23 protein-coding genes and 1 riboswitch are annotated in these 21,407 nt (G+C 72.8%); of the genes, 13 read left to right on the top strand and 10 right to left on the bottom strand.

Going from position 1 to position 21,407, the window contains the following annotated elements:
• Positions 1-10: 10 nt before the first annotated feature.
• The 4 genes from ACZ6MZ_RS32880 to ACZ6MZ_RS32895 form a co-directional block, all read right to left on the bottom strand.
• Entirely contained in the window at positions 11-1,597 is a 1,587-nt protein-coding gene (locus tag ACZ6MZ_RS32880) for a cobyric acid synthase (RefSeq protein ID WP_469356180.1), read from the bottom strand.
• Entirely contained in the window at positions 1,594-2,574 is a 981-nt protein-coding gene (locus tag ACZ6MZ_RS32885) for a cobalamin biosynthesis protein (protein ID WP_469356182.1), read from the bottom strand. Before ACZ6MZ_RS32885 ends, ACZ6MZ_RS32880 begins: the two co-directional genes overlap by 4 nt.
• 33 nt (positions 2,575-2,607) lie before the next feature.
• Positions 2,608-2,750: riboswitch (cobalamin riboswitch) on the bottom strand.
• Between the two features lie 168 nt (positions 2,751-2,918).
• Positions 2,919-3,146: a hypothetical protein gene (locus ACZ6MZ_RS32890; protein ID WP_384191860.1), complete on the bottom strand. Its 228-nt coding sequence runs from the start codon at positions 3,144-3,146 to the stop codon at positions 2,919-2,921.
• Positions 3,147-3,185: 39 nt separating this feature from the next.
• Positions 3,186-4,457 (bottom strand): inorganic phosphate transporter, encoded by a 1,272-nt coding sequence (locus tag ACZ6MZ_RS32895; protein ID WP_389791268.1) that lies wholly within the window; start codon positions 4,455-4,457, stop codon positions 3,186-3,188.
• A gap of 168 nt (positions 4,458-4,625) precedes the next feature.
• Between ACZ6MZ_RS32895 and ACZ6MZ_RS32900 the strand changes: the two genes are divergently transcribed.
• The 7 genes from ACZ6MZ_RS32900 (at position 4,626) to ACZ6MZ_RS32930 (ending at position 12,390) form a co-directional block, all read left to right on the top strand.
• Positions 4,626-5,288: a class II aldolase/adducin family protein gene (locus ACZ6MZ_RS32900; protein ID WP_384191866.1), complete on the top strand. Its 663-nt coding sequence runs from the start codon at positions 4,626-4,628 to the stop codon at positions 5,286-5,288.
• A gap of 107 nt (positions 5,289-5,395) precedes the next feature.
• Positions 5,396-6,523: an alpha/beta hydrolase gene (locus tag ACZ6MZ_RS32905; protein ID WP_469356184.1), complete on the top strand. Its 1,128-nt coding sequence runs from the start codon at positions 5,396-5,398 to the stop codon at positions 6,521-6,523.
• A 227-nt stretch (positions 6,524-6,750) separates the two neighbouring features.
• On the top strand, positions 6,751-8,130 hold the full coding sequence (locus ACZ6MZ_RS32910; protein WP_384191872.1) for a hypothetical protein: 1,380 nt from the start codon (positions 6,751-6,753) through the stop codon (positions 8,128-8,130).
• A gap of 248 nt (positions 8,131-8,378) precedes the next feature.
• Entirely contained in the window at positions 8,379-9,164 is a 786-nt protein-coding gene (locus ACZ6MZ_RS32915; protein ID WP_469356186.1) for a hypothetical protein, read from the top strand.
• Between the two features lie 97 nt (positions 9,165-9,261).
• Positions 9,262-10,860, top strand: coding sequence for an ABC-F family ATP-binding cassette domain-containing protein (locus tag ACZ6MZ_RS32920; RefSeq protein ID WP_469356188.1), 1,599 nt, complete (start codon positions 9,262-9,264; stop codon positions 10,858-10,860).
• Positions 10,861-11,248: 388 nt separating this feature from the next.
• Positions 11,249-11,470 carry a helix-turn-helix domain-containing protein gene (locus ACZ6MZ_RS32925; RefSeq protein WP_030753304.1) on the top strand — a complete coding sequence of 74 codons (222 nt, stop codon included), beginning with the start codon at positions 11,249-11,251 and terminating at the stop codon, positions 11,468-11,470.
• Between the two features lie 128 nt (positions 11,471-11,598).
• A complete protein-coding gene (locus ACZ6MZ_RS32930; RefSeq protein WP_389791260.1) occupies positions 11,599-12,390 on the top strand; it encodes an enoyl-CoA hydratase/isomerase family protein in 792 nt (263 codons plus the stop codon).
• A gap of 12 nt (positions 12,391-12,402) precedes the next feature.
• On the opposite strand, the gene ACZ6MZ_RS32935 is transcribed toward ACZ6MZ_RS32930, so the two are convergent.
• Positions 12,403-13,119 (bottom strand): hypothetical protein, encoded by a 717-nt coding sequence (locus ACZ6MZ_RS32935; RefSeq protein ID WP_469356191.1) that lies wholly within the window; start codon positions 13,117-13,119, stop codon positions 12,403-12,405.
• A gap of 94 nt (positions 13,120-13,213) precedes the next feature.
• On the opposite strand from ACZ6MZ_RS32935, the gene ACZ6MZ_RS32940 reads away from it, so the two are divergent.
• From ACZ6MZ_RS32940 to amaP, 5 genes are read left to right on the top strand one after another with little or no spacing between them, the layout of a single operon-like run.
• Complete coding sequence (locus tag ACZ6MZ_RS32940; RefSeq protein WP_384191887.1) at positions 13,214-13,705, top strand: Asp23/Gls24 family envelope stress response protein; 492 nt, start codon at positions 13,214-13,216, stop codon at positions 13,703-13,705.
• Between the two features lie 43 nt (positions 13,706-13,748).
• Positions 13,749-13,940: a hypothetical protein gene (locus tag ACZ6MZ_RS32945; protein WP_384191888.1), complete on the top strand. Its 192-nt coding sequence runs from the start codon at positions 13,749-13,751 to the stop codon at positions 13,938-13,940.
• A gap of 6 nt (positions 13,941-13,946) precedes the next feature.
• Positions 13,947-14,294, top strand: coding sequence for an Asp23/Gls24 family envelope stress response protein (locus tag ACZ6MZ_RS32950; RefSeq protein WP_389791255.1), 348 nt, complete (start codon positions 13,947-13,949; stop codon positions 14,292-14,294).
• A complete protein-coding gene (locus tag ACZ6MZ_RS32955; RefSeq protein ID WP_389791253.1) occupies positions 14,291-14,965 on the top strand; it encodes a DUF6286 domain-containing protein in 675 nt (224 codons plus the stop codon). Before ACZ6MZ_RS32950 ends, ACZ6MZ_RS32955 begins: the two co-directional genes overlap by 4 nt.
• A gap of 4 nt (positions 14,966-14,969) precedes the next feature.
• Entirely contained in the window at positions 14,970-15,548 is a 579-nt protein-coding gene (gene amaP, locus ACZ6MZ_RS32960; protein ID WP_384191896.1) for an alkaline shock response membrane anchor protein AmaP, read from the top strand.
• A gap of 40 nt (positions 15,549-15,588) precedes the next feature.
• Here amaP and ACZ6MZ_RS32965 read toward each other — a convergent pair whose 3' ends face one another.
• The 5 genes from ACZ6MZ_RS32965 to ACZ6MZ_RS32985 all read right to left on the bottom strand — a co-directional run bounded on the left by ACZ6MZ_RS32965 (position 15,589) and on the right by ACZ6MZ_RS32985 (position 20,417).
• Positions 15,589-16,344: an SDR family oxidoreductase gene (locus ACZ6MZ_RS32965; protein ID WP_469356194.1), complete on the bottom strand. Its 756-nt coding sequence runs from the start codon at positions 16,342-16,344 to the stop codon at positions 15,589-15,591.
• A 5-nt stretch (positions 16,345-16,349) separates the two neighbouring features.
• Positions 16,350-18,134 carry a glycoside hydrolase family 15 protein gene (locus ACZ6MZ_RS32970; protein WP_469356196.1) on the bottom strand — a complete coding sequence of 595 codons (1,785 nt, stop codon included), beginning with the start codon at positions 18,132-18,134 and terminating at the stop codon, positions 16,350-16,352.
• A gap of 55 nt (positions 18,135-18,189) precedes the next feature.
• Positions 18,190-18,990, bottom strand: coding sequence for an SURF1 family cytochrome oxidase biogenesis protein (locus tag ACZ6MZ_RS32975; protein ID WP_469356198.1), 801 nt, complete (start codon positions 18,988-18,990; stop codon positions 18,190-18,192).
• 83 nt (positions 18,991-19,073) lie between these two features.
• The gene (locus ACZ6MZ_RS32980; protein WP_384191907.1) at positions 19,074-19,307 is read right to left on the bottom strand and encodes a hypothetical protein; all 234 of its coding nucleotides are present in this window, start codon (positions 19,305-19,307) and stop codon (positions 19,074-19,076) included.
• Between the two features lie 63 nt (positions 19,308-19,370).
• Positions 19,371-20,417: a DEDDh family exonuclease gene (locus ACZ6MZ_RS32985; protein WP_469356200.1), complete on the bottom strand. Its 1,047-nt coding sequence runs from the start codon at positions 20,415-20,417 to the stop codon at positions 19,371-19,373.
• Between the two features lie 195 nt (positions 20,418-20,612).
• Here ACZ6MZ_RS32985 and ACZ6MZ_RS32990 point away from each other — a divergent pair, with 195 nt between their 5' ends.
• On the top strand, positions 20,613-21,323 hold the full coding sequence (locus tag ACZ6MZ_RS32990; RefSeq protein ID WP_469356203.1) for a VIT1/CCC1 transporter family protein: 711 nt from the start codon (positions 20,613-20,615) through the stop codon (positions 21,321-21,323).
• Positions 21,324-21,407 lie beyond the last annotated feature (84 nt).

Genomic DNA, 21,407 nt, shown 5'->3' on the forward strand with positions numbered 1-21,407 from the left:
TCGATGGTGGTCATGGCGCCCCCGGCGGGATGAAGGGCAGCCCGGCGGGCGCTCCTTCCTCGATCAGCCGCATCAGCGCGTCCGTGTCCGCGTGCTCCTCGACGAGGTCGCCGAGCAGGTCGAGCTGTTCCTCGCGCAGCGCGCCGAAGCTCGTGCCGGGCGCGGGTACGAAGCGCCGGCCCGCCGCCCGCGCCACCTCCGTCAGGAAGCGCCGCCGGAACGCGTCGCTCTCCAGCGCCCCGTGCCAGTGCGTGCCCTGGACGGCCCCCACCCGGCAGCCGTCGAGCGCCCGTCCCCGCTCGTCGCGGACGAAGGTCTCGCCGCCCCGCACCTCGGCGACGCCGTGATGGATCTCGTACCCCTCGACGGGTTCGCCGAGGGCCATCCCGACCGGCCTGGCCAGGGTCTTGTGCCGGTCGAACCTGACCCGCACGGGCAGCAGTCCCAGACCGGCCACCGCGCCCGCCCGCGACTCCACCTCGTCGTCGATGTGCTCGCCCAGGATCTGGTAGCCGCCGCAGATGCCCAGCACGGGACGCCCCTCGGCGGCCCGCCGGACGATCGCGTCGGCGAGCCCGCGCTCCCGCAGCCACGCCAGCGCCTTCACCGTGCCGCGCGTGCCCGGCACCACCACCAGATCGGCGTCGGCCAGCTCCTCGGCCCGGTCCACGAACCGCACGACGACACCCGGCTCGGCGGCCAGCGCGTCCACATCGGTGAAGTTGGACATCAGCGGTACGGCGCAGACCGCCACCCGCAGCACGTCCTCGCCGTACGGGGGAGCGGTCAGCGACTCGCGCACGGCGCCGCGCAGGGAGACCCGCAGCCCGTCCTCCTCGTCGATGCCCAGACCGTGCCGCCACGGCAGCACCCCCAGCGTGGCCCGCCCGGTCAGCCCGCGGAGCATCTCGAGACCCGGCTCCAGCAGCGACACGTCGCCCCGGAACTTGTTGACGAGATAGCCCGCGATCAGCGCCTGGTCCTCGGGGCTCAGCAGCGCGGTCGTCCCGAAGAACGAGGCGAAGACGCCGCCGCGGTCGATGTCCCCGACCACCACCACCGGCAGCCGCGCCGCGCGCGCGATGCCCATGTTCACGATGTCGGTACGCCGCAGATTGATCTCGGCGGGACTGCCCGCCCCCTCGCAGATCACGGCGTCGTAGCTGCCCCGCAGCTCCTCCAGGCACTCCAGGACGGTCCCGAGCAGGGCTGCCCGCCCGCCGCCGTACAGGGCTCCCCCGGGGGACGATGGTCCGCCGGGCTCTCCGAAGAACCCCTTGGCGCTCAGCTCGCCCACCGGCCGCCCCAGCAGCACCACTTGGCTGCTGCGGTCGCTGCCCGGCTTCAGCAGGACGGGATTCATCAGTGCGGACGGCTCGACCCGGGCCGCCTGGGCCTGCATCGCCTGCGCCCGCCCGATCTCCGCGCCCTCGCGCGTCACGAACGAGTTCAGGGACATGTTCTGCCCCTTGAAGGGCGCGACCTTCACCCCCCGGCGTACGAGCCACCGGCAGATGCCCGCGGTGACGACGCTCTTCCCCGCGTCCGAGGTCGTTCCGGCTATCAGCAGCCCGCCGCCGCGCCCGCCCCGACTCATCGGCGTCCCTTTCCCGAAGCTGTCCGCCGCAGGGCGCCGCAGCCGAACCGGCCGGCCACACAGGCCGCCAGGGCGAGCGCGCTCACCCGGCGCGACAGGCGCACGGCCCGCTCGATGTCCGCGACCTCGACGGGCCGCCCCTCGCCGTTCAGCACGGGCCGGTGCTCGACGCGTCCGCCGTACGTGAGCGTCCCGCCGAGCCGTACGCCCAGCGCGCCGGCGAACGACGCCTCCACCGGGCCCGCGTTGGGGCTCGGATGGCGGCGGGCGTCGTCGCGCAGCGCCCGCACGGCCCCCCGGGGATCGCCGCCGGCCAGCACGGCCAGCGCGGCGGTCAGCCGGGCGCCGGGCCAGCCGGCCACATCGTCGAGACGGGCCGAGGCCCAGCCGAACCGGCGGTACACGGCGGACTTGTGACCCACCATCGCGTCCAGGGTGTTCACGGCACGGAAGCCCACGAGCCCGGGCACCCCCGCGACCGCTCCCCACACCAGCGCGCCCACGACGGCGTCGGAGGTGTTCTCGGCGACGGACTCCACGACGGCCCGGGCGATCTGCTGTCCGTCCAGGGCCTGCGGGTCACGTCCGCACAGATGCGGCAGCCGCTCCCTGGCCCGTTCGATGTCCCCGGCGGCGAGCGCGCCGCCGATGGCCCGCGCCTCCCGCCCCAGCGAGGTGCCGCCGACAACGGCCCAGGTGGCGGCGGCTGTCAGGGCCACAGAGGCGGCGCGACGGTGCCGTACGCCCCGGGCGGCGAGCGCCGCGGCCCCGACGGCGCCACCGGCGCACACCACGGTGTGCAGCGCGCCCCATCCGCGGTGGTCACGCCAGAGCGTCCGCTCGACGGCCCCCGCGGTCCTGCCGAACGCGGCGACCGGGTGGCCCCGTCGGGGATCGCCGAACAGCCGGTCGCACAGGAGGCCGGCGGTGGCGCCGTACGCGAAGACCCGCTCGGCGGCTGAACCGCGGCCAGGCATGGCGAAATGTCCTCACTCAGGGTCCGCGCCCCGGCTCGACGAAATGCGGCGGCGAGAGTTCCTGGCTCCTGGGGACGAGATTCCCAGTGACAGTGGCGGGACCGCGCCGGATTCGCACCGGCTTCCTCTTCTGCCTCCGTATATGGCCCCGGCAGTCCACCACGCTGCGCAAACACCCGTCAACTCATCCCTGACCTGCGACGGGACGGAGTGCCCAGCCCCACGCGACGCGTGTTCCCCACCGGCCACAAGGAACCGGCCCCGGCGCACACGAAGTGCGCCGGGGCCAGCCATAGTCGAACTGCCGTAGTCGAACGGTGTCGTAGTCGAACTGTGCTCAGGGGTCAGGCGACGATCAGATAGATGCCGTACGCCACGGCCGCCGCGCACAGCGCGAAGCAGGCGTAGGCGCCCGTGCGGGCCAGTGCCACCGAGCCGTTGGCGCCCTGAGTGGCGGCGGACTCCTGCTTGGCGAGACCCACGATGCCCAGGGTGAACAGGCCCACGAGTCCGATCGTGGCCACGAGGCTGACGCCGAAGACGGAGCCGAGGGCTGCCCAGTCGATGTTCATGCGGTCCTTTTCCTTGCGGTCTGGTCGGCGGGGGAGCCGTTACACCGTGGCGGTTCGCGCCGGCTCGCCGGCGGGGCCCGTGGGGGCCGGGATGGTGGTCGAGAGGTCCTGCGCGGCCGCGGCGGCGGCCGTGGGCGGCGGGGTGACGGCCGCGATGGCGGTGGTCACCACACCCGCGGGCTCGGCGTCCGTGGCGGGGCCGGCCTCGCCGCCGGTCTCGATGACGTTCGTGTGGTCGACCGGCCGGCGGCGCGAGGCGAGCCAGATCGCACCGGACAGCACGACGAGCAGGACGGCGACGACCGTGACGCCCCAGGCGCCCTGACCGGTCAGGAACTCGGCGCCGGCGGCGACCAGGCCCGCGGCGGGCAGCGTCAGGCCCCAGGCGATGAACATCCGGGTGGCGGTGGACCAGCGGACCACGCCGCCCTTGCGGCCGAGGCCCGCGCCCATCACGGCGCCGGAGCAGGACTGCGTCGTGGAGAGGGAGAAGCCCAGGTGGGAGGAGGCCAGGATGACGGTCGCGGCGCTGGTCTGGGCGGCGAAGCCCTGCTGCGGCTTGAGGTCGGTGAGGCCGGTGCCCATGGTGCGGATGATGCGCCAGCCGCCGAGGTACGTGCCGAGCGCGATGGCCGCGCCGGCGGAGACGATGACCCACAGCGGAGGGTTGGAGCCCGGCGCGAGGACACCGCCGGTCACCAGCGCGAGGGTGATGACACCCATGGTCTTCTGCGCGTCGTTGGTGCCGTGGGCGAGGGAGACGAGACCCGCAGAGGCGATCTGGCCGGCCCGGTAGCCCTTGGCGGTGGCCTTCTCGTCCGTGCGGCGGCCGATCCGGTACGTCAGCCGGGTGGCGAGCAGGGCCGCGAGGCCGGCGACGAGGGGGGCGGCGAGCGCGGGAATCAGGACCTTGGTGACGACGACGCCGCCGTTGACCCCGGAGGCGCCGACGGACATCAGGGTGGCGCCGATCAGGCCGCCGAAGAGTGCGTGGGAGGAGCTCGACGGGAGGCCGAGCAGCCAGGTGAACAGATTCCACAGGATGGCGCCGACGAGCGCCGCGAAGATCACTTCTGTCTGGATGCCCTGTTCGTTGATGAGCCCGCCGGAGATCGTCTTGGCGACCTCGACGGACAGGAACGCGCCGACGAGATTCAGCACGGCGGACATGGCCACCGCGATCTTGGGTTTCAGGGCGCCGGTCGAGATGGTCGTCGCCATCGCGTTGGCGGTGTCGTGGAAACCGTTCGTGAAATCGAACACGAGCGCCGTCACGATGACAATCGCGAGCAGCAGGGTGAGGTGTTCCATTGACCCAGGCAATCGTTCGACGTCGGTGGCCTCGGTGAACGTAAGGAGTCAGGGTGAACGGAAGATGAACTAGGCAGGTCTTTGCGGTGACCCCATGTGAGGACATTCCGCGCGGCGCGCGCCGGGAGCGGTGACGGCCCTGCCCGGGCCGCCTGAGAAGATCGCCCCATGACCGGTCAGCAGCGGCAGCAAGCGATCGAACAGGCCTGGCAGGACCTGGTGGCCACGGCCCGCAGGACGGCGGCGGAGGGGCTGGTCGTCGGCACCTCGGGCAATGTCTCCGTACGGATCGGCGGACTCGTCCTGGTCACGCCGAGCGGGGTGCCGTACGAACAGCTGGCCGCGGAGGACCCCGTGGCGGTCGGCCTCGACGGCCGGCAGCTCCTCGGCGATCTCACCCCGACGAGCGAACTGCCGCTGCACCTCGCGGTCTACCGGAACACCCCCGCGGCCGCCGTGGTCCACACCCACGCGGTGCACGCGACCGCCGTCTCCACCCTCGTCCCCGAACTGCCGCTGATCCACTACATGGCGGCGGCCCTCGGCGGCGCCGTCCGAGTCGCCCCGTACGCGCTGTACGGCTCGGACGCACTGGCCGCCGGCATGCTCCAGGCGTTGCGCGGGCGCACGGCCTGCCTGCTGCAGAACCACGGCACCGTCAGCTACGGCGACTCCCTCGCCCAGGCCTACGACCGCACCGCCCAGCTGGAATGGATGTGCCGTCTCTGGCTCACGGCCGGCTCCCTGCCGGGCCACACCCCGACGCTCCTGTCCGAGGCCCAGGTGCGCGAGGCCGGGGAGAAGCTGAAGGGCTACGGCCAGTCGGGCTGAGCCGGGCCGAGCCGGGCCGCGGGGCTGACCCGGCGGGCCGGGGTCGGCCGTCCCCTGACGGACCCCGCCCACTGGCTTTACGGCGCGTGCATGACGACACTGAGACCGTGCGCCCGGCTACAGCGACGGCAGCGGCCGTCACCACACTGCTCGGGGTCGGCGCGGCTGCGGTCGCGGCCGGCCGGTACGCCAGCGATGTCGCTCTCAAGGCATCGCCGGGGCGGCCCCTGCCCAGCGACCCCCGCCTCACCGTGCACGCCACGGCCGCCGGACAGGTCACCCTGACCCGCTGCCTCGCCGCCCTGCGCCCCGGTATGTACGGGCTCGAAGGGCCGGGCGTCCACGCGGTCGTCGGACCCGTCCTGGAGGGGGTGGCGCACGCCCCCGACACCGTTGTCCGCCGACTGGAACGCGTCAGCCACGGCAGTCTCGTCGTCGGCCACCGCGTCCGTCTCACCCCGCAGGTGTACAGCGGCGACCCCGGCACCGCCCTCGGTCTCGACTACAAGGACGTGGAGATCCCCGGCGAACTCGGATCCCTGCCCGCCTGGTTCGTGCCGGGACAGCGGGAGACCTGGGTGATCACCGTGCACGGCCTGGGCGCCACCCGCGAGCACCCCATGAACATCATGGGATTCCTGGCGGAGCACCAGTTCCCGGTGCTCGATCTCGCGTACCGCGGCGACCCCGGCGCCCCCCGCTCCCCGGACGGTCTCGGTCATCTCGGCGACTCCGAGTGGCGCGACCTCGACGCGGCGATCCGCTACGCCATCCGTTTCGGCGCCGAGCGGGTCGTCCTGCACGGCTGGTCCACCGGCGCCTCGATGGCCCTGCACGCCGCCGCCAAGTCCGCGCTGAGCGGTCGGATCGCCGGGCTGGTGCTCGACTCCCCGGTGCTGGACTGGGAGGCCACCCTGCGGGCGCTGGCCACCGCGCGCCGCACCCCCGCGCCGCTCCTGCCGCTCGCGGTCAGGGCGGCCCAGGGCAGGACCGGACTGCACGGGGACCGGCTGCTCCGGGCCGCCGACCCCGACCACATGCGTGCCCCGGCGCTGATCTTCCACGGCCCCGGCGACACCCTCGCGTCCTGGGAACGCTCCCGTGAACTCGCGGCCCGCGGCCCCGGGCTGATCAGCCTCCACATCGTGCCGCAGGCTCCGCATGCCGCGATGTGGAACGCGGATCCGGCCGGATACGAGGAGACGCTCCGCCGCTTCCTCACACCCCTTGGTTAGCGGCTGCCCCACGGCCCGCGCCGGGGCTGCCAGAAGGCCGTTGTCGCAGGCAGAACCGGTCGGCGCGGGTCCGGTCCGCCCGCCGCCCCCGCGTCGTCCAACAAGCCTCCACCGTCCCTTCCGTCCCCTTGCGGAGCCCCCCTCGCGGCGGCCTCCTCGGTCGTTCCGGTACCGACAGAACAGATTCCGTTTGGGCTTTCGGGCGGTCACCGGGAAGACTGCCTCTCGTGACGTCCCGAAAGCCTGATGAGCAATTGGGCAACTCCAGACTCCGACTCGTCCGCCCGCGGCCGTTGGCCACGGCCCGACGGGCAGTGACCGACGGCCGCAGCCGGCCGGCCCCCAGGCCGCCCGAGGGCACTCCGCCCACCGCGGAGCTGGCCCGCCAGGCGAGGGCGGTCCTCGCCGATGCCGTACGGATCGCCCGCTGGGCGGCCGTCGACCGCGACCCCGGTGCGGGTCCGCTGGCCGAGCCCGCTCAGAAACGGGCCGCCGCGGCGCTGGAGTTGACACCGGAACAGGTGCGCGCGGGCTGGGACCGGGCCAGGCTGGCCGGGCTCGTCGAACTGCACGGCGGCACCGTACGTCCCGGCTGGCGGCTCCAGGCCTGGGACCGCGACGACAGCGCCGTCCAGCGCGGCTGGGTCGCCCTCTTCGACGCCTGGTCGCTCGTCCACCCTGCCCCTGCCGATGTCGCTCCTGCCACGGTCGCCGAGGTCGTCGAGGCCGTCCCCCAGGTGCTCTCCCTCCTCCAGCTCTCGGCCGGGCCCGTGCTCGTCCCCGCGCTGCTCGACCTGCTGCGCCAGCGCGTCGCCGAACTCCACGAGGAGCGCTGCGAGGTCCCGTACGGGCCGGAGGGCGCCGAAGAGCCCCCCGCGGCCGACGTCCCCCTTCCTCCGCTCCTCGACTGGGCCCTGGAGGGCCTGGCCGCCGTCGGCGCGCTGACCCTGGGAGAGGGCCAGGCGACCCTCACCCCGCTCGGCAACTGGGCGGTGTGGGTCAAGCTGGAGCAGATCTGCGTCGCCGCCCAGAGCCCGGCGGGCAATATCGAGCAGTCCGCCCAGGACATGCTGCGCGGCTGCGCCCGGCTCACCCCGGGACCGGCCCGCGCCGAATACCGCGCCTGGCTCGCCGCCCGCACCGTCGGCAGCGCCGTCACCGAACTCCTCGCCGTCGCCCGCGGTGAGGACGCGCTCCTGCGCGGGCTCGCCTTCGAGGCGCTGCGCGTCGTCGGCGCTCCGGCCGAGGCGGGGGTACGGGCGGCGGCCGACGACACCTCACTGCGCCCCTACGCCCTGCTCTGGCTGGCGGAGTACGAGGGCGCCGACCCCGACGACGCCGCCGAGGTCCTCACCCGCGAGGAGTCGACCTGGCTCTGGGTCGACACCGCGGCGGCCGTCGCCGACCACGGCGAGAGCGAACTGCTGGTCCGCCACCTGGACTCCGCCGTGCAGGGCAATGTGCCCGCCCTGCTCGACGAGGTCAGGGCCGTCGGCCACCCCAGGACCGTCCAGGTGCTGGTCGCCCTGGCCGCCGCCCACCCGGATCCCGCCCTCGCCAAGGCCGTGCGCCGGGCCGCGTTCCAGGTGCACACCGGCGGATCCTGACCGCACACCGGGGCAGGGGCCCGGCCCGCCGGCCGGTGCCCGGCCGACGGGCTCAGATGCTGCTCACCCCTTCACGGGCTCGACTGTGACGTGGATCTCAGTCTCGCATCGGCCACTGACAGCCGGGCAAGGCCGAACGGGGGATGTGCCGGGTCGCGGCCGCCGTGTCGTACCAGGTGCCGGTCCCGCCCGCGCCGCCCGTCGCTACGCTCGCGCCTGATCCGGGCCAGGGGAACCGAAGGGGAACAGTGACCGCTCTGCCGACCACCACCCTGCCGGCCACGGCTACGGGCGGCGGCGCCCGCAGCGGCAGCCGGCTCGCCCTCGCGCTCGTCTCGGCCGTACTGGCCGTCCCCCTGGTGACCGCCGCCCACCAGTCCCGGCACGCCCCCTTCGGCGACCAGCTCACCGTGCACACCGCCGCGTCCGCCACCGCGCCGGGCGCCCCCGACCCCGTACTGCGCTCGGCGGGCCCCCGCGTCGAGGCACGCGACCCGCGCTCCGGCGCGCTGCGCTGGGTCCATGAAAGGACCGGCCACCGCCCGCTCTCCCTGGCGGCCGCGCCCGGCCATGCCTTCGCCCTCTGGAGCGACGGTCTGGTCACCGACACGGAACGCACCACGGGCGACGCCGTCCGCTGGCACCGCGCCCTCCCCGGCCTCGCCGACTGGCTGGCCGCCGGCCCCGGCCGGGCCGCCGGGGTACTCCAGCCCCTCGGCCCCCGGGGCCGGATGCTCGCCGTCGTCACCCCGCGGCGCATCGCCGCCTACCGTGTCCCCGACGGGGACCTGCGCTGGGTGCTGCCCGCCGCGGGCGGCTGCGCCTTCGAGCCCGGTCGCTCCGTCCGCACGGGCGGCGCCCTGCTCGTCGCCCAGCCCTGCGGCGGGCGGGGCGCCTGGACATCCGGAGTGATCGCCGTCGACGGCCTCGGCCGGATCGTCCCGGGCCGCACCCCGCTCGGCAACGAACTCCCGGAGGACCGCCCGAAGAGCCAGGGGCACCGGCCAGAGAAAGCAGTGACCCGGCCCGGCTAGAATGGGCCGTATGGCATTTCTCCTTGTGCATTAGCCGGCGTCGAAGAATCCCTCCGCCTGCCCTCTTCCGCCGTCCATACCGCCCTGGAGTCTTTCCGTGATCACCGCAACCGGCGTCGAGCTGCGCGCCGGCGCCCGCATCCTCATCGAGTCCGCCTCGTTCCGTATCGCCAAGGGCGACCGCATCGGTCTCGTCGGCCGCAACGGAGCCGGCAAGACCACCCTCACCAAGTGCCTCGCGGGTGAGGGCCTGCCCGCCGCAGGCACCATCACCCGCTCCGGGGAGGTCGGCTATCTGCCGCAGGACCCGCGCACCGGCGACCTCGACGTCCTCGCACGCGACCGCATCCTCTCCGCCCGTGACCTCGACTCCGTACTGAAGAAGATGCGGGAGAACGAGCACCGGATGGCGAACGGCCAGGGCGCCACCCGCGAGAAGGCGATGAAGAAGTACGAGCGCCTGGAGACGGAGTTCCTCACCAAGGGCGGGTACGCCGCCGAGGCCGAGGCCGCCACCATCGCCGCCGCGCTCGGCCTGCCCGACCGGGTGCTCGGCCAGCCCCTCCATACGCTCTCCGGCGGTCAGCGCCGCCGCGTCGAGCTGGCCCGCATCCTCTTCTCCGACGCCGACACCCTGCTTCTCGACGAGCCCACGAACCACCTCGACGCGGACTCGATCGTCTGGCTGCGCGACTACCTCAAGACGTACCGCGGCGGCTTCATCGTGATCTCCCACGATGTGGAGCTGGTCGAGACCGTCGTCAACAAGGTCTTCTACCTGGACGCCAACCGCTCGCACATCGACGTCTACAACATGGGCTGGAAGCTCTACCAGCAGCAGCGCGAGTCGGACGAGAAGCGCCGCAAGCGCGAGCGCGCCAACGCGGAGAAGAAGGCCGCGACCCTGAACTCGCAGGCCGACAAGATGCGCGCCAAGGCCACCAAGACCGTCGCCGCGCAGAACATGGCCCGCCGCGCCGAGCGGCTGCTGTCCGGTCTGGAGCAGGTACGTCAGCACGACAAGGTCGCCAAGCTGCGCTTCCCCGAGCCGGCCCCCTGCGGCAAGACCCCGCTGACGGCCGAGGGCCTGTCGAAGTCGTACGGCTCCCTGGAGATCTTCACCGATGTGGATCTCGCCATCGACAAGGGCTCCAGGGTCGTCATCCTCGGCCTCAACGGCGCGGGCAAGACCACGCTGCTGCGGCTGCTGGCCGGGGTCGAGAAGCCGGACACCGGACAGGTGACCCCCGGGCACGGCCTCAAGCTCGGCTACTACGCCCAGGAGCACGAGACCCTGGACCCGGAGCGCTCCGTCCTGGAGAACATGCGCTCCTCGGCCCCCGACCTCGATCTTGTCGAGGTCCGCAAGACGCTCGGCTCCTTCCTCTTCTCCGGGGACGATGTCGACAAGCCGGCCGGGGTGCTCTCCGGCGGCGAGAAGACCCGGCTGGCGCTGGCCACCCTGGTCGTCTCCGCCGCCAATGTGCTGCTGCTCGACGAGCCGACGAACAACCTGGACCCGGCCAGCCGCGAGGAGATCCTCGGCGCCCTGCGTACGTACAAGGGCGCGGTCATCCTCGTCACCCACGACGAGGGCGCGGTCCACGCGCTGGAACCGGAGCGGATCATTCTGCTGCCCGACGGGGTCGAGGACCTCTGGGGCGCGGACTACGCGGATCTGGTCACGCTCGCCTGACAGCCCGCCGGCCTGCCGGTGCCATGATCGGCACGGTGATCCACGCGCGTGATCCATTCACGTGATCCACTCCGTATGGATCATTCGGCTCAGCAGTGATCCTTCATCTGAGTGAGTGCGTCTCATACCCCGGCGCGCCGCGCGACGGGCCGGTCCTTCCCGGCGATGATCTTCGGCCGCCGCCCTCGGCACGCCGCTGACCTGGCATTTCAGCCGGGACTGCGGCCGGGGGCGGCGGCCTCCACGTCTGGAATACGCAATTCCGGTCGTGCTCGGACGCCTACGTCCGGCAAAGCTGGTCGTACAGACCTTGCCGAATGGGTGGCCAGGAGGCTCGCGAGGGGTGATCATGAGAAGTCCAGAGCGCACTTCCCATGAGGAGGCACGGGTGGCCGAGACTCTGAAGAAGGGCAGCCGGGTAACCGGCGCCGCGCGTGACAAGCTCGCGGCAGACCTGAAGAAGAAGTACGACAACGGTGCGAGCATCCGTGCGCTGGCCGAAGAGACCGGCCGTTCCTACGGATTCGTTCACCGGATGCTCAGCGAGTCCGGAGTCACGCTGCGGGGACGCGGCGGAGCGACGCGAGGCAAGAAGGCCGCTTCGGCCTGACGACCGAGCATGGCTCCTCCTGGCCACCGGTTCGGATGGTGGCCACCCGGTCGATCACACGATCGCCCAGGTGGTTACTGTGCAGTCACTTGGCTCGATGCCCTGACTGCCCGAACCGGAGGCGCCCCATGACTTCGCTCGAACCAGTACTCGACAAGGATGGCGTACGGCTCACCGTCGAGGACGCGGTCGCCACGGTAAGTCTGACCAATCCGGCCAAGCGCAACGTCCAGTCTCCCGCTCTGTGGCGGGCGTTGACAGACGCCGGAAGGTCCCTGCCGGGCGACGTGCGGGTCGTGGTGCTGCGCGCGGAGGGCACGTCCTTCTCCGCGGGGCTCGACCGGCAGGCGTTCACCCCCGAGGGCTTCGACGGCGAGCCGTCCTTCATGGACCTCGCACGAGGGTCCGACACGGAGCTCGACGCCGCCATCGCCGAGTACCAGGAAGGCTTCGTCTGGCTGCGCCGCAACGACATCGTGTCGATCGCGGCCGTCCAGGGGCACGCGATCGGCGCCGGCTTCCAGCTCGCCCTGGCGTGCGATCTGAGGGTCGTCGCCTCGGACGTGCAGTTCGCCATGCGCGAGACGAGCCTCGGCCTGGTCCCCGACCTCACCGGCACCCATCCGCTGGTGGGGCTCGTCGGCTACGCCCGCGCGCTGGAGATCTGCGCCACGGGCCGCTTCGTCCAGGCCGAGGAGGCGGAGCGCACCGGACTCGCCAACCTTGTGGTGCCCGGCGAAGAACTCGACGCCGCGGTACGGGACTTGGCGGGTGCGCTGCTGGCCGCGCCGCGTGACGCCGTGATCGAGACCAAGGCGCTTCTGCAGGGCGCCGCGGGCCGCTCCTTCGAGGCGCAGCGCACGGCCGAACGCGCGTCCCAGGCCCGCCGGCTGCGCGACCTCGCGGGCCTCGCCGACTGATCCGTACGCGTTCTACGGAGCGTCCGGCGCCGCCTCCATCGCCGAGACCAGTACGGCCACCGAAGGGGCCCCCGGCAGCGCTGCCGTGACCGCCGCCCGCACCGCCAGCGCCACATCCAGCGGGCGGTGACCCGCCGCCGTCGCCAGTTCGACCCGGACATGTCCCGGCGTCAGGACCACTCCTGGGCCCAGGGCCCGCGTCAGATGTGCCACGCCGGGGACAGCGGCCACCACCTGCGCGGGCCCGCTGTCCGGGGGAGCGAGCGGTACCTCCACCGGCCCAGCGGGCGCCGGTGATTCTCCCGTCAGGTCCAACAGCGCCGTCACCCGCAGATCGGTCTGAGTCACCAACAGCCCCAGCCGGTCCACCGCGCAGCCGGACAGCGCCTCGCGCAGCCGGTCGGCCAGGGGGAGCAGTGGCTCGCCGGCCGCCGCCGCGAACTCCCCGTCGATACGCAGCGGTCCGGGCGGCAGCGCGCTCGGCGGGGGCGGCACGGCGGGCTCCCCGGGCGCGTCCGGCTCTGCCAGGGAGAGCCGCACCGTACCGAGCGCGACACCCGGCACCCGCGCCGCGGCCCGGCGCAGCGCCCCCACGGCCGCCTGCTCGGACAGCCAGGCCCCGTCCGCCGCTTCGCCGAGCGGCAGCAGCCTGCCCAGGCCCAGCCGTTGCCGTACCGCGGCCGTCCATCCGTCGGTGTCGGGCCCGTCGGTGCTGTGCTCAGTCGTCATCGTGCCAGCCTGCCGCATCCACGGCGCGGGACCGGGCAAGCGCACCTAATGTGTGCGAAAGAGGTCACCACCGCCCGGAAAGGGATGAATGGCGATGTCCGACACCGCACCCCGCAATCAGTCCGTGTCTTCCGGCAGAGAGCTCTCGGGCGACGAGGCGCGCAAACCGTCCGTCACCAGGCGCGGCGGCGGCCCGCCCGCTTCTCGCGGCCGCACCACCATCGCCGACGGTGTGGTGGAGAAGATCGCCGGCCTCGCGGCCCGCGACGTGCTCGGCGTGCACGCCATGGGCAGCGGCATGTCCCGTACCTTCGGCGCCGTACGCGACCGTGTCCCCGGCAGCTCCCGATCCGTCAGCCAGGGCGTCAAGGCCGAGGTGGGCGAGGTGCAGACGGCGCTCGATCTGGAGCTGGTCGTCGACTACGGCGTCTCCATCACCGCTGTCGCCGCCGCCGTCCGGGAGAACGTCATCTCCGCGGTCGAGCGGATGACGGGCCTTGAGGTGGTCGAGGTCAACATCGCGGTCAGCGATGTGAAGCTGCCCGACGAGGACGACGACGAAGGGCCGGAGACGCGGCTCCAGTAGCGGTGGCCGTAACCGGAAGAGGAGCGGAAGAGGAGAGAGCGCGATGAGCATGGCGGTGCTTGGCCTGTTGGCCGGTATGGCGCTCGGATTCGCCGGGTATTTCGGCGGCTTCGGAGCCTTTGTGCTGGTGGCCGCGTTGGGAGTGGTCGGCTTTGTGGCGGGGAGGTTCCTCGACGGAGATCTGGATCCCGGCGAGTTCTTCCGCAGTCGCGAACGCTACGACCGGCGGCGGTGACCCGGCGTGGCCGGTGACCGGGTGGCGGCCGCCGAGCGCGGGGAGATCACGATCGCGGACCGGGTCGTCGCGAAGATCGCCGCGCGGGCGGCGCGGGAAGCGCTCGGCGGCGTACCGGAGGGCGGTGCCGCACCGCATGCCACCGTCACGGTGCACCACGGCAGCGCACACGTCCGGGTCGGTGTCGAGCTGGACTATCCCACCGACATCGGTGCGCGGTGCGGCGCGGTGCGTCAGCAGGTCGTCCACCGGGTACACGCGTTGGCGGGCATGGACGTGCCCGAAGTGGTGGTGCAGGTCGAACGGCTGCACTCCGTCCATTCGCGCGGTGTGGCACAGGGGAGAATCCGATGAGTGAACCCGTGGCCGGGGGAGCCGGGCAGGAGACGGGCGGCGCGCCGGGCGGCGTACTCGGAATGGACCAGGCGTCGTCCGCGACGCGGTACGAGCCCAAGCCGGCGCCGAAGGACGACAGGGGCGGCAGAACCGGACGCTTCTGGTCCGTGCGCCGGATCCCCGCGGCCCTGACCGCCCTGGTCGTGCTCGGCGCGGCAGGACTGCTGCTCTACGACATCGCGGCGGTACGGGCCGGCCATCCCGCCATGTCCTGGCGCCGCCGGCTCGCCGGCCAGCTGGCCGCTCAGCCGCTCGACCAGATCTGGGTGCTGGTGGCCGCGGCCGTCGCGATGGCTCTCGGACTGTGGCTGATCCTGCTCGCCCTCACCCCGGGGCTGCGCGCGCTCCTGACGATGCGGCGGGACTTCACGGGGGTACGGGCCGGGCTGGACCGGGACGCCGCCTCGCTGGCGCTGCGCGACCGGGCCATGGAGGTCTCCGGGGTGCAGTCCGCGCGGGTACGGGTGAAGCGCTCCAAGGTGAAGGTGCGTGCCCAGTCGCACTTCCGTGAACTCGACGACGTACGGGCCGACCTGGACAACGCGCTGGGCGCCGGTATCGGCGAACTGGGCCTCGCCAGGCCGCCCGCCCTGACGGTGCAGGTCCGCAGGCCCACGAAGAAGGGATGACGGGATGGTCCGGGTGGTCAACCGTGTGCTGCTGGCCCTGATCGGCCTGGTGCTGCTCTGCGCGGGCGGCGTGGCCCTCGCCCAGGGGCTGGGGTGGCCGGTGCCGTCCTGGTGGCCGTACGGCGGGCCGCACGATGTGCTGCTCAGCCGCGCGAACCGGCTCCGCTGGCGCAACGAGGGCTGGTGGTGGCCGGCCGTCATCGCGGTCCTCGCGGTCGTGGTCGTGCTGGCCCTGTGGTGGCTGCTGTCCCAACTGCGCCGCGCCCGGCTGGCGGAGGTGCTGGTCGACAGCGGAGACGGCGAGGGCGCGCTGCTGCGCGGCCGCGCGCTCGAAGGCGTGCTGGAGAGCGAGGCGGAGTCCATGGACGGAGTGGCCGGCGCACGGGTCAGGCTGACGGGCCGCCGCAGCGAGCCCGCCGCGCGCGTCCGCCTGCTGCTGGAACCGCACGTCGCCCCGGGTGAGGCGCTGAGCCGTCTCTCGGGCGAGGCGCTGACCCATGCCCGTGACTCGGCGGGACTGGCGGCGCTGCCGGCGGAGGTCCGCCTCCGCGCGGCGAAGCACCGCGCGGAACGGGTGAGCTGAGGCCGGGCGCCGTGCCCCGCGGAGATCCGCCGGGCACGCCCTAAAAGCCGTGCAGCGCGCCGCCGTCCACCGGGAGCATCAGGCCCGTCAGATAGGACGCCGCCGGGGAGAGCAGGAACGCCGCCGTGTTGCCGAACTCCTCCGGGGTGCCGTAGCGGCGCAGCGGGATACGGGACTCGTGCGTCGCCCGCGCAGCCTCCGCGTCACCCGACAGCCCGTCGAGTTCGCGGACGCGGTCCGTGTCGATACGGGCCGGCAGCAGGCCGAGCACCCGGATCCCGCGCGGGCCGAGCTCGTTGGCGAGGGACTTCGCGAAGCCGGCCAGGCCGGGCCGCAGACCGTTGGAGATGGTCAGGCCCGGGATCGGTTCGCGCACCGAGCCGGAGAGGACGAAGCCGATGACACCGCCCTCGCCCAGCTCCGCCGCCGCCTCGCGGGCCAGCCGTACCGCCCCCAGGAAGACCGACTCGAACGCCGTCTGCCACTGCTCGTCCGTGTTGTCCGCGGCGAACCCGGGCGCCGGCCCGCCGACGCTGATCAGGACGCCGTCGAAGCGGCCGAACCGCTCCCGGGCCGCGGCGATCAGCCGCCGTGCGACCGCCGGATCGGCGTTGTCCGCGGCCAGCCCGTACGCGCCGGGCCCGATCGCCTCGGCGGCTGCGGCGACGCTCTTCTCGTCGCGCCCGGAGATGACCACCTTCGCGCCGTCGGCCGCGAGTGCCCGCGCCGCGGCGTTGCCCAGCCCGCGCGAGGCGCCCGTGACGACATAGACGCGGTCCTTCAGTCCCAGATCCATGGGTCCTATCCTGCCGTGCCGATCCCGGCCAGGGTCAGCGCGGTCACCACCAGTCCGATATGACTGAAGGCCTGGGGGTAGTTGCCGAGCTGCCGTCCGGCCACCGGGTCGTACTCCTCCGCCAGCAGCCCGACGTCGTTGCGCAGCGACAGCAGCCGCTCGAAGAGCTCCTCGGCCTCCTCCGTACGCCCCGTCATATGGAGCGCGTCGGCCATCCAGAACGAGCAGACCAGGAAGGTCCCCTCGCCGCCCGGCAGGCCGTCCAGCTCGGGGCCCTGCGCGGTGTAGCGGCGTACGAGCCCCTCGTGTCCCAGCTCCGCCCGTACCGCGTCGACCGTGCCGACGACCCGCGGATCGTCCGGCGGCAGAAACCCGACCCGGGGGATGAGGAGCGTCGCCGCGTCCAGCTCCGAGGAGCCGTACGACTGCGTGAAGGTGTTCCGCACCGGGTCGTAGCCCTTCTCGCACACCTCCTGGTGCACCTCGTCCCGCATGATCCGCCACCGCCTCGCGTCACCGCTGAGCGACGGATCGGCCTCCAGTGTCCGTACGGCGCGGTCGGCGGCGACCCACGCCATCACCTTGGAGTGCACGAAGTGCCGGCGCGGGCCCCGTACCTCCCACAGCCCCTCGTCCGGTTCGCGCCACTTCGACTCCAGGAAGCCCAGCAGGCTGAGCTCCAGACTCCAGGCGTGCGGCGTCGCGGCGATACCCGCGGTGCGGGCCACATGGAGCGAGTCGATGACCTCTCCGTACACATCGAGCTGGAGCTGATCGACCGCGCTGTTGCCGGCCCGGACCGGGGTGGAGCCCGCGTAGCCGCTCAGCCACGGAAGCTCGGTCTCCGGCAGCCGGCGCTCGCCGGCGAGTCCGTACATGATCTGCAGATCGGCCGGGTCGCCGGCGACCGCGCGGAGCAGCCAGTCGCGCCAGGCCGCCGCCTCGTCCTGATAGCCGACCGACAGCAGCGCCCCCAGCACCAGCGTGGAGTCGCGCAGCCAGCAGTAGCGGTAGTCCCAGTTGCGTACGCCGCCCAGATCCTCCGGCAGGGAGGTGGTGGGGGCGGCGACGATCCCGCCGGTCGGGCCGTAGGTGAGCGCCTTGAGTGTGATGAGGGAGCGCATGACGGCGGCGCGGTGCGGGCCTTTGTACTGGCAGTGCCCGGCCCAGCTCTCCCAGTCCTCCAGGCTGTGCCGCAGCGACTCGTACGGATCGACCAGCGGCGGGCGCGGCTCGTGGGAGGGATGCCAGGTGAGGACGAACGCCACCTTCTCCCCCTCGCCGACGGTGAACGAGGAGCGCGTGCTGAAATGCTGGCCCCAGGTCTTGACCTCGGGCTCGCTGCGCAGCCAGACGGAGTCGGGGCCCGCGACCGCCACCCGGTGGCCGTCCGAGCGCCGCACCCAGGGCACGATCGAGCCGAAGTCGAAGCGCAGCCGCAACGTGGCACTCATGTCCACCGAGCCGCTGACGCCCTCCACGATCCGCACGATGTCGGGCGCCACATCGCGCTGCGGCATGAAGTCGGTGATCTTGACGGTGCCGGTCCGGGTCTCCCACACGGACTCCAGCACCAGCGAGTCACCCAGATAGCCGCGCCGGGTGCAGTTGCCGGCCCCCGTCGGGGCGATCTGCCAGTGACCGTTGTCCTCGTCGCCGAGCAGCGCGGCGAAGCAGGGCGCCGAGTCGAAGCGAGGAAGGCACAGCCAGTCGATGGAGCCGTTCATGCCGACCAGGGCGGCGGTCTGCAGATCGCCGATAAGTGCGTAGTCCTCGATGCGTTGGGTCACGCCAGCCCTTGTTCCCGCACCACGGGGGCGTTAAGCAGCGGGTCAGGCGGTCACATCAGGCAGTCACGGGTTCGGGCGCGGACTCCGGCTCGGCGGCGCCGCGCTGCGCCGCCGCCTCGCGGTCGCGCTTCTCACGGCGTACGAGAATGACCCAGCCGACGGGCACGGCGGCGACGAACAGCCACCACTGAACGGCGTACGCCATGTGCGGGCCGATCGAGCTGTCGTCGGGGTCCGGGATCTGCTCGGGGCTGTCACCGGCCGGTACCGGAGAGGTCTGCTCGACATAGCCGCCGAGGACGGTACGGCCCAGCTGCTTCTGCTGCTGCCCGCTGTTGATCAGCATGACCTGGCGGGACGGCAGCCCCCGCAGGTCCCTGATGCCGCTGGACGTCGTGGTCTCGTCGGCCTTGAGACGGCCGGTGACGGTGACCTCGCCCGTGGGGGCGGGCGGGATGTCGGGGAAGGCCCGCTGGTCGCCGTCGGCGGGGATCCAGCCGCGGTTGACGATGAGGGCGCGGCCGTCGTTCAGGATGAGGGGGATCAGGACGTGATAGCCGACCTGGTCGTCGGCGGAGGTCCTGCGGCGTACGACGACCTCGTGCGCGGGGTCGAACCTGCCCGTGGCGGTGACCCTGCGCCAGTAGTCGGCGCGCGGGACGGTATGCCCGGGGGAGGTCAGCTCCGTGACCGGGACGGGCTTCGCCTTGAGGTTGTCCGAGATCAGGGAGTTCTGGGCGACCTTGTGTTCGTGCCGGTGAAGCTGCCAGAAACCCAGCTCGATCATCGCGGGGATGAGGGCGAGGGCAAGGAGGGTGAGGATCACCCACTGCCGGGACAACAGGAAGCGGTACACGCCTTCGACGGTACCCGGCCGGTGGCGCCCGCCGGACGGCGGGTGTCCGGTGCCCCGGCGTCCCGGTCCCGGATCCGCCCCGTTCAGACCCGGTCGACAATGCCCGCCCTGCCGTCGGCGCGGGCGCAGTGGGCCCCGCAGAACCAGTGGCCCTCGGCCTCGACGCCCTGGCCGATGATCTGGACCCGGCAGTGTTCACAGATGGGCGCCATCCGGTGGATGGCGCAGGAGAAGCAGTCGAAGACATGCACCGCGCCCTGCGCGTGCACCTCGAAGGACATCCCATAGTCGTTTCCGCAGACCTCGCAACGTGCCATGCGCCACAGGGTGTGACGCCGGGCGCCGGTGCGCGAGCGGGCCGCTGGCGAGTCGCCCGCCAATCACCCGTCTGCCGGGAAGGGAGCGGACAACGGAAGGCGCTCGGGCTCCGGCGCCGGCGCGGGGGCCGGGACGGAACCGCGCGCCGGCGCCACGTCCCGCAGCAGCTGGGTGAAGGCAGCCTCGTCGATGACGGGGGTGCCGTACGACGCGGCCTTGACCGTCTTGGACGTCGAGGCCCCCGGGTCGTTGGTCACCAGCAGACTGGTCAGCCGGGACACACTCGTCGCGATGTGCAGCCCCGCCTCCATGGACCGGTCCTCCAGCAGCTCACGGTCGACGGAGGTGTCGCCGGAGAACGCCACCCGCATGCCCTGCATGAGCGGCTCACCCGGCGCGTACCGGCCGGGGTTCGGATACGGGCAGGCCGGCCGCTTGCGCGAGGGCCGCCAGCTCGTCGGCCGGTACGACGACTGGTATCCGACCCGGGGCCGCGCCGGCGCGTCCGACCACTCGGTGAGCGGCAGGCATTCGAGCAGCGGCAGCCGGACCCCGTCCCGGGCCGCGGCGTGCAGACTCGGGCGGAAGGCCTCCGCCAGCACCCGCGCGTCGTCGAGCGCGTGGTGCGCGCGCTGCTGTACGACTCCGAAGTGCGCGGCGAGCGACTCCAGTTTGTGGTTGGGCAGGGGCAGGCCCAGCTCCTTGGAGAGCGCGATGGTGCACAGCCGCTGCCGGGTGGGCGCGGTCCGCTCCGCGCGGGCGTACTCTCGGGCAATCATCGACCAGTCGAAGATGGCGTTGTGCGCGACGAGCACCCGGCCGTCGAGCCGCTCGGCCAGCTCGGCGGCGACCTCGGGGAAGAGCGGGGCGCCCGCCAGTACGTCGCTCGTCAGTCCGTGGATCCACACGGGCCCCGGATCCCGCTCCGGATTGACCAGCGTGTACCAGTGGTCCTCGACCTCGCCCCGGGCGTCCAGACGATAGACGGCAGCGGACACTATCCGGTCGTCGCGGGCGAGTCCGGTGGTCTCCACGTCGACGACCGCGTACCCCTCGGGGTAGGCGGCCGGCCACGTCGCTGCAGTCGTCAGGTCGTCGAGCATGGTCACAGAGAATACGGGCCGCGACTGACAACGCCGTCGGCCGGTCGGCCCTGACGGGCCGTCGCCGGGGCGCGAGCGGTCGTACCGTCAGGGTCCGTACGGAGTAGGTGAACCGCCGCCCCATTGACGGGGGAGCGTCCTTCGCTCCGTCCGGCGGTCCGTCCGCCGGGCGTGACGGTCCGTCCGTGAGACCCTCCCCGGATGACTGACACCACCCACGACGAGCCCCACGGCGACGCCCTCGGCACCCGCCTCAACTGGCTCCGCGCCGCGGTCCTCGGCGCCAACGACGGCATCGTCTCCACCGCGGGCATCGTGGTCGGTGTGGCCGGGGCGACGGACTCACGCGCCACGCTGATCACGGCGGGCCTCGCCGGTCTGCTGGCCGGTTCGATGTCGATGGCCGCGGGGGAGTACGTATCGGTGTCCACGCAGCGCGACTCGGAGAAGGCCGCCCTGGCCGTGGAGCGACGCGAGCTGCGCGAACAGCCACAGGCCGAACTCGACGAGCTGACCGGGATGCTGGCGGAGCGTGGTCTGTCGCAGGACGTGGCCCGCGAGGCGGCCGAGCAGCTCACCCGGCGCGACGCCCTGCGCGCCCACGCGAGCGTGGAACTGGGCATCGACCCCGACTCCCTGACCAACCCCTGGCACGCGGCCGGCGCCAGCTTCCTCGCCTTCACGGTGGGCGCGCTGCTGCCGCTGCTGGCGATCGTGCTGCCCCCGGTGTCGTCGCGGCTGCTGATCACCGTCCTCTCGGTGCTGGCGGCCCTGGCGCTGACGGGCTGGTGGAGCGCCAGGCTGGGTGCGGCGCCGGTGGGCAGGGCGATACTGCGGAACATGGGCGGGGGAGCGCTGGCGATGGGCGTGACGTACGCGGCGGGGACGCTGCTGGGGGCGGCGGGGGTGTGACGGCGCCCGTGTTTTTGGGGGAAGTCACCAAAAGCCGCTGACAGTTCGTCTCGCATACTTGTCGGTAACAACATCTAGCCGCGC

Source organism: Streptomyces sp. NPDC042201 (genome assembly GCF_055582185.1).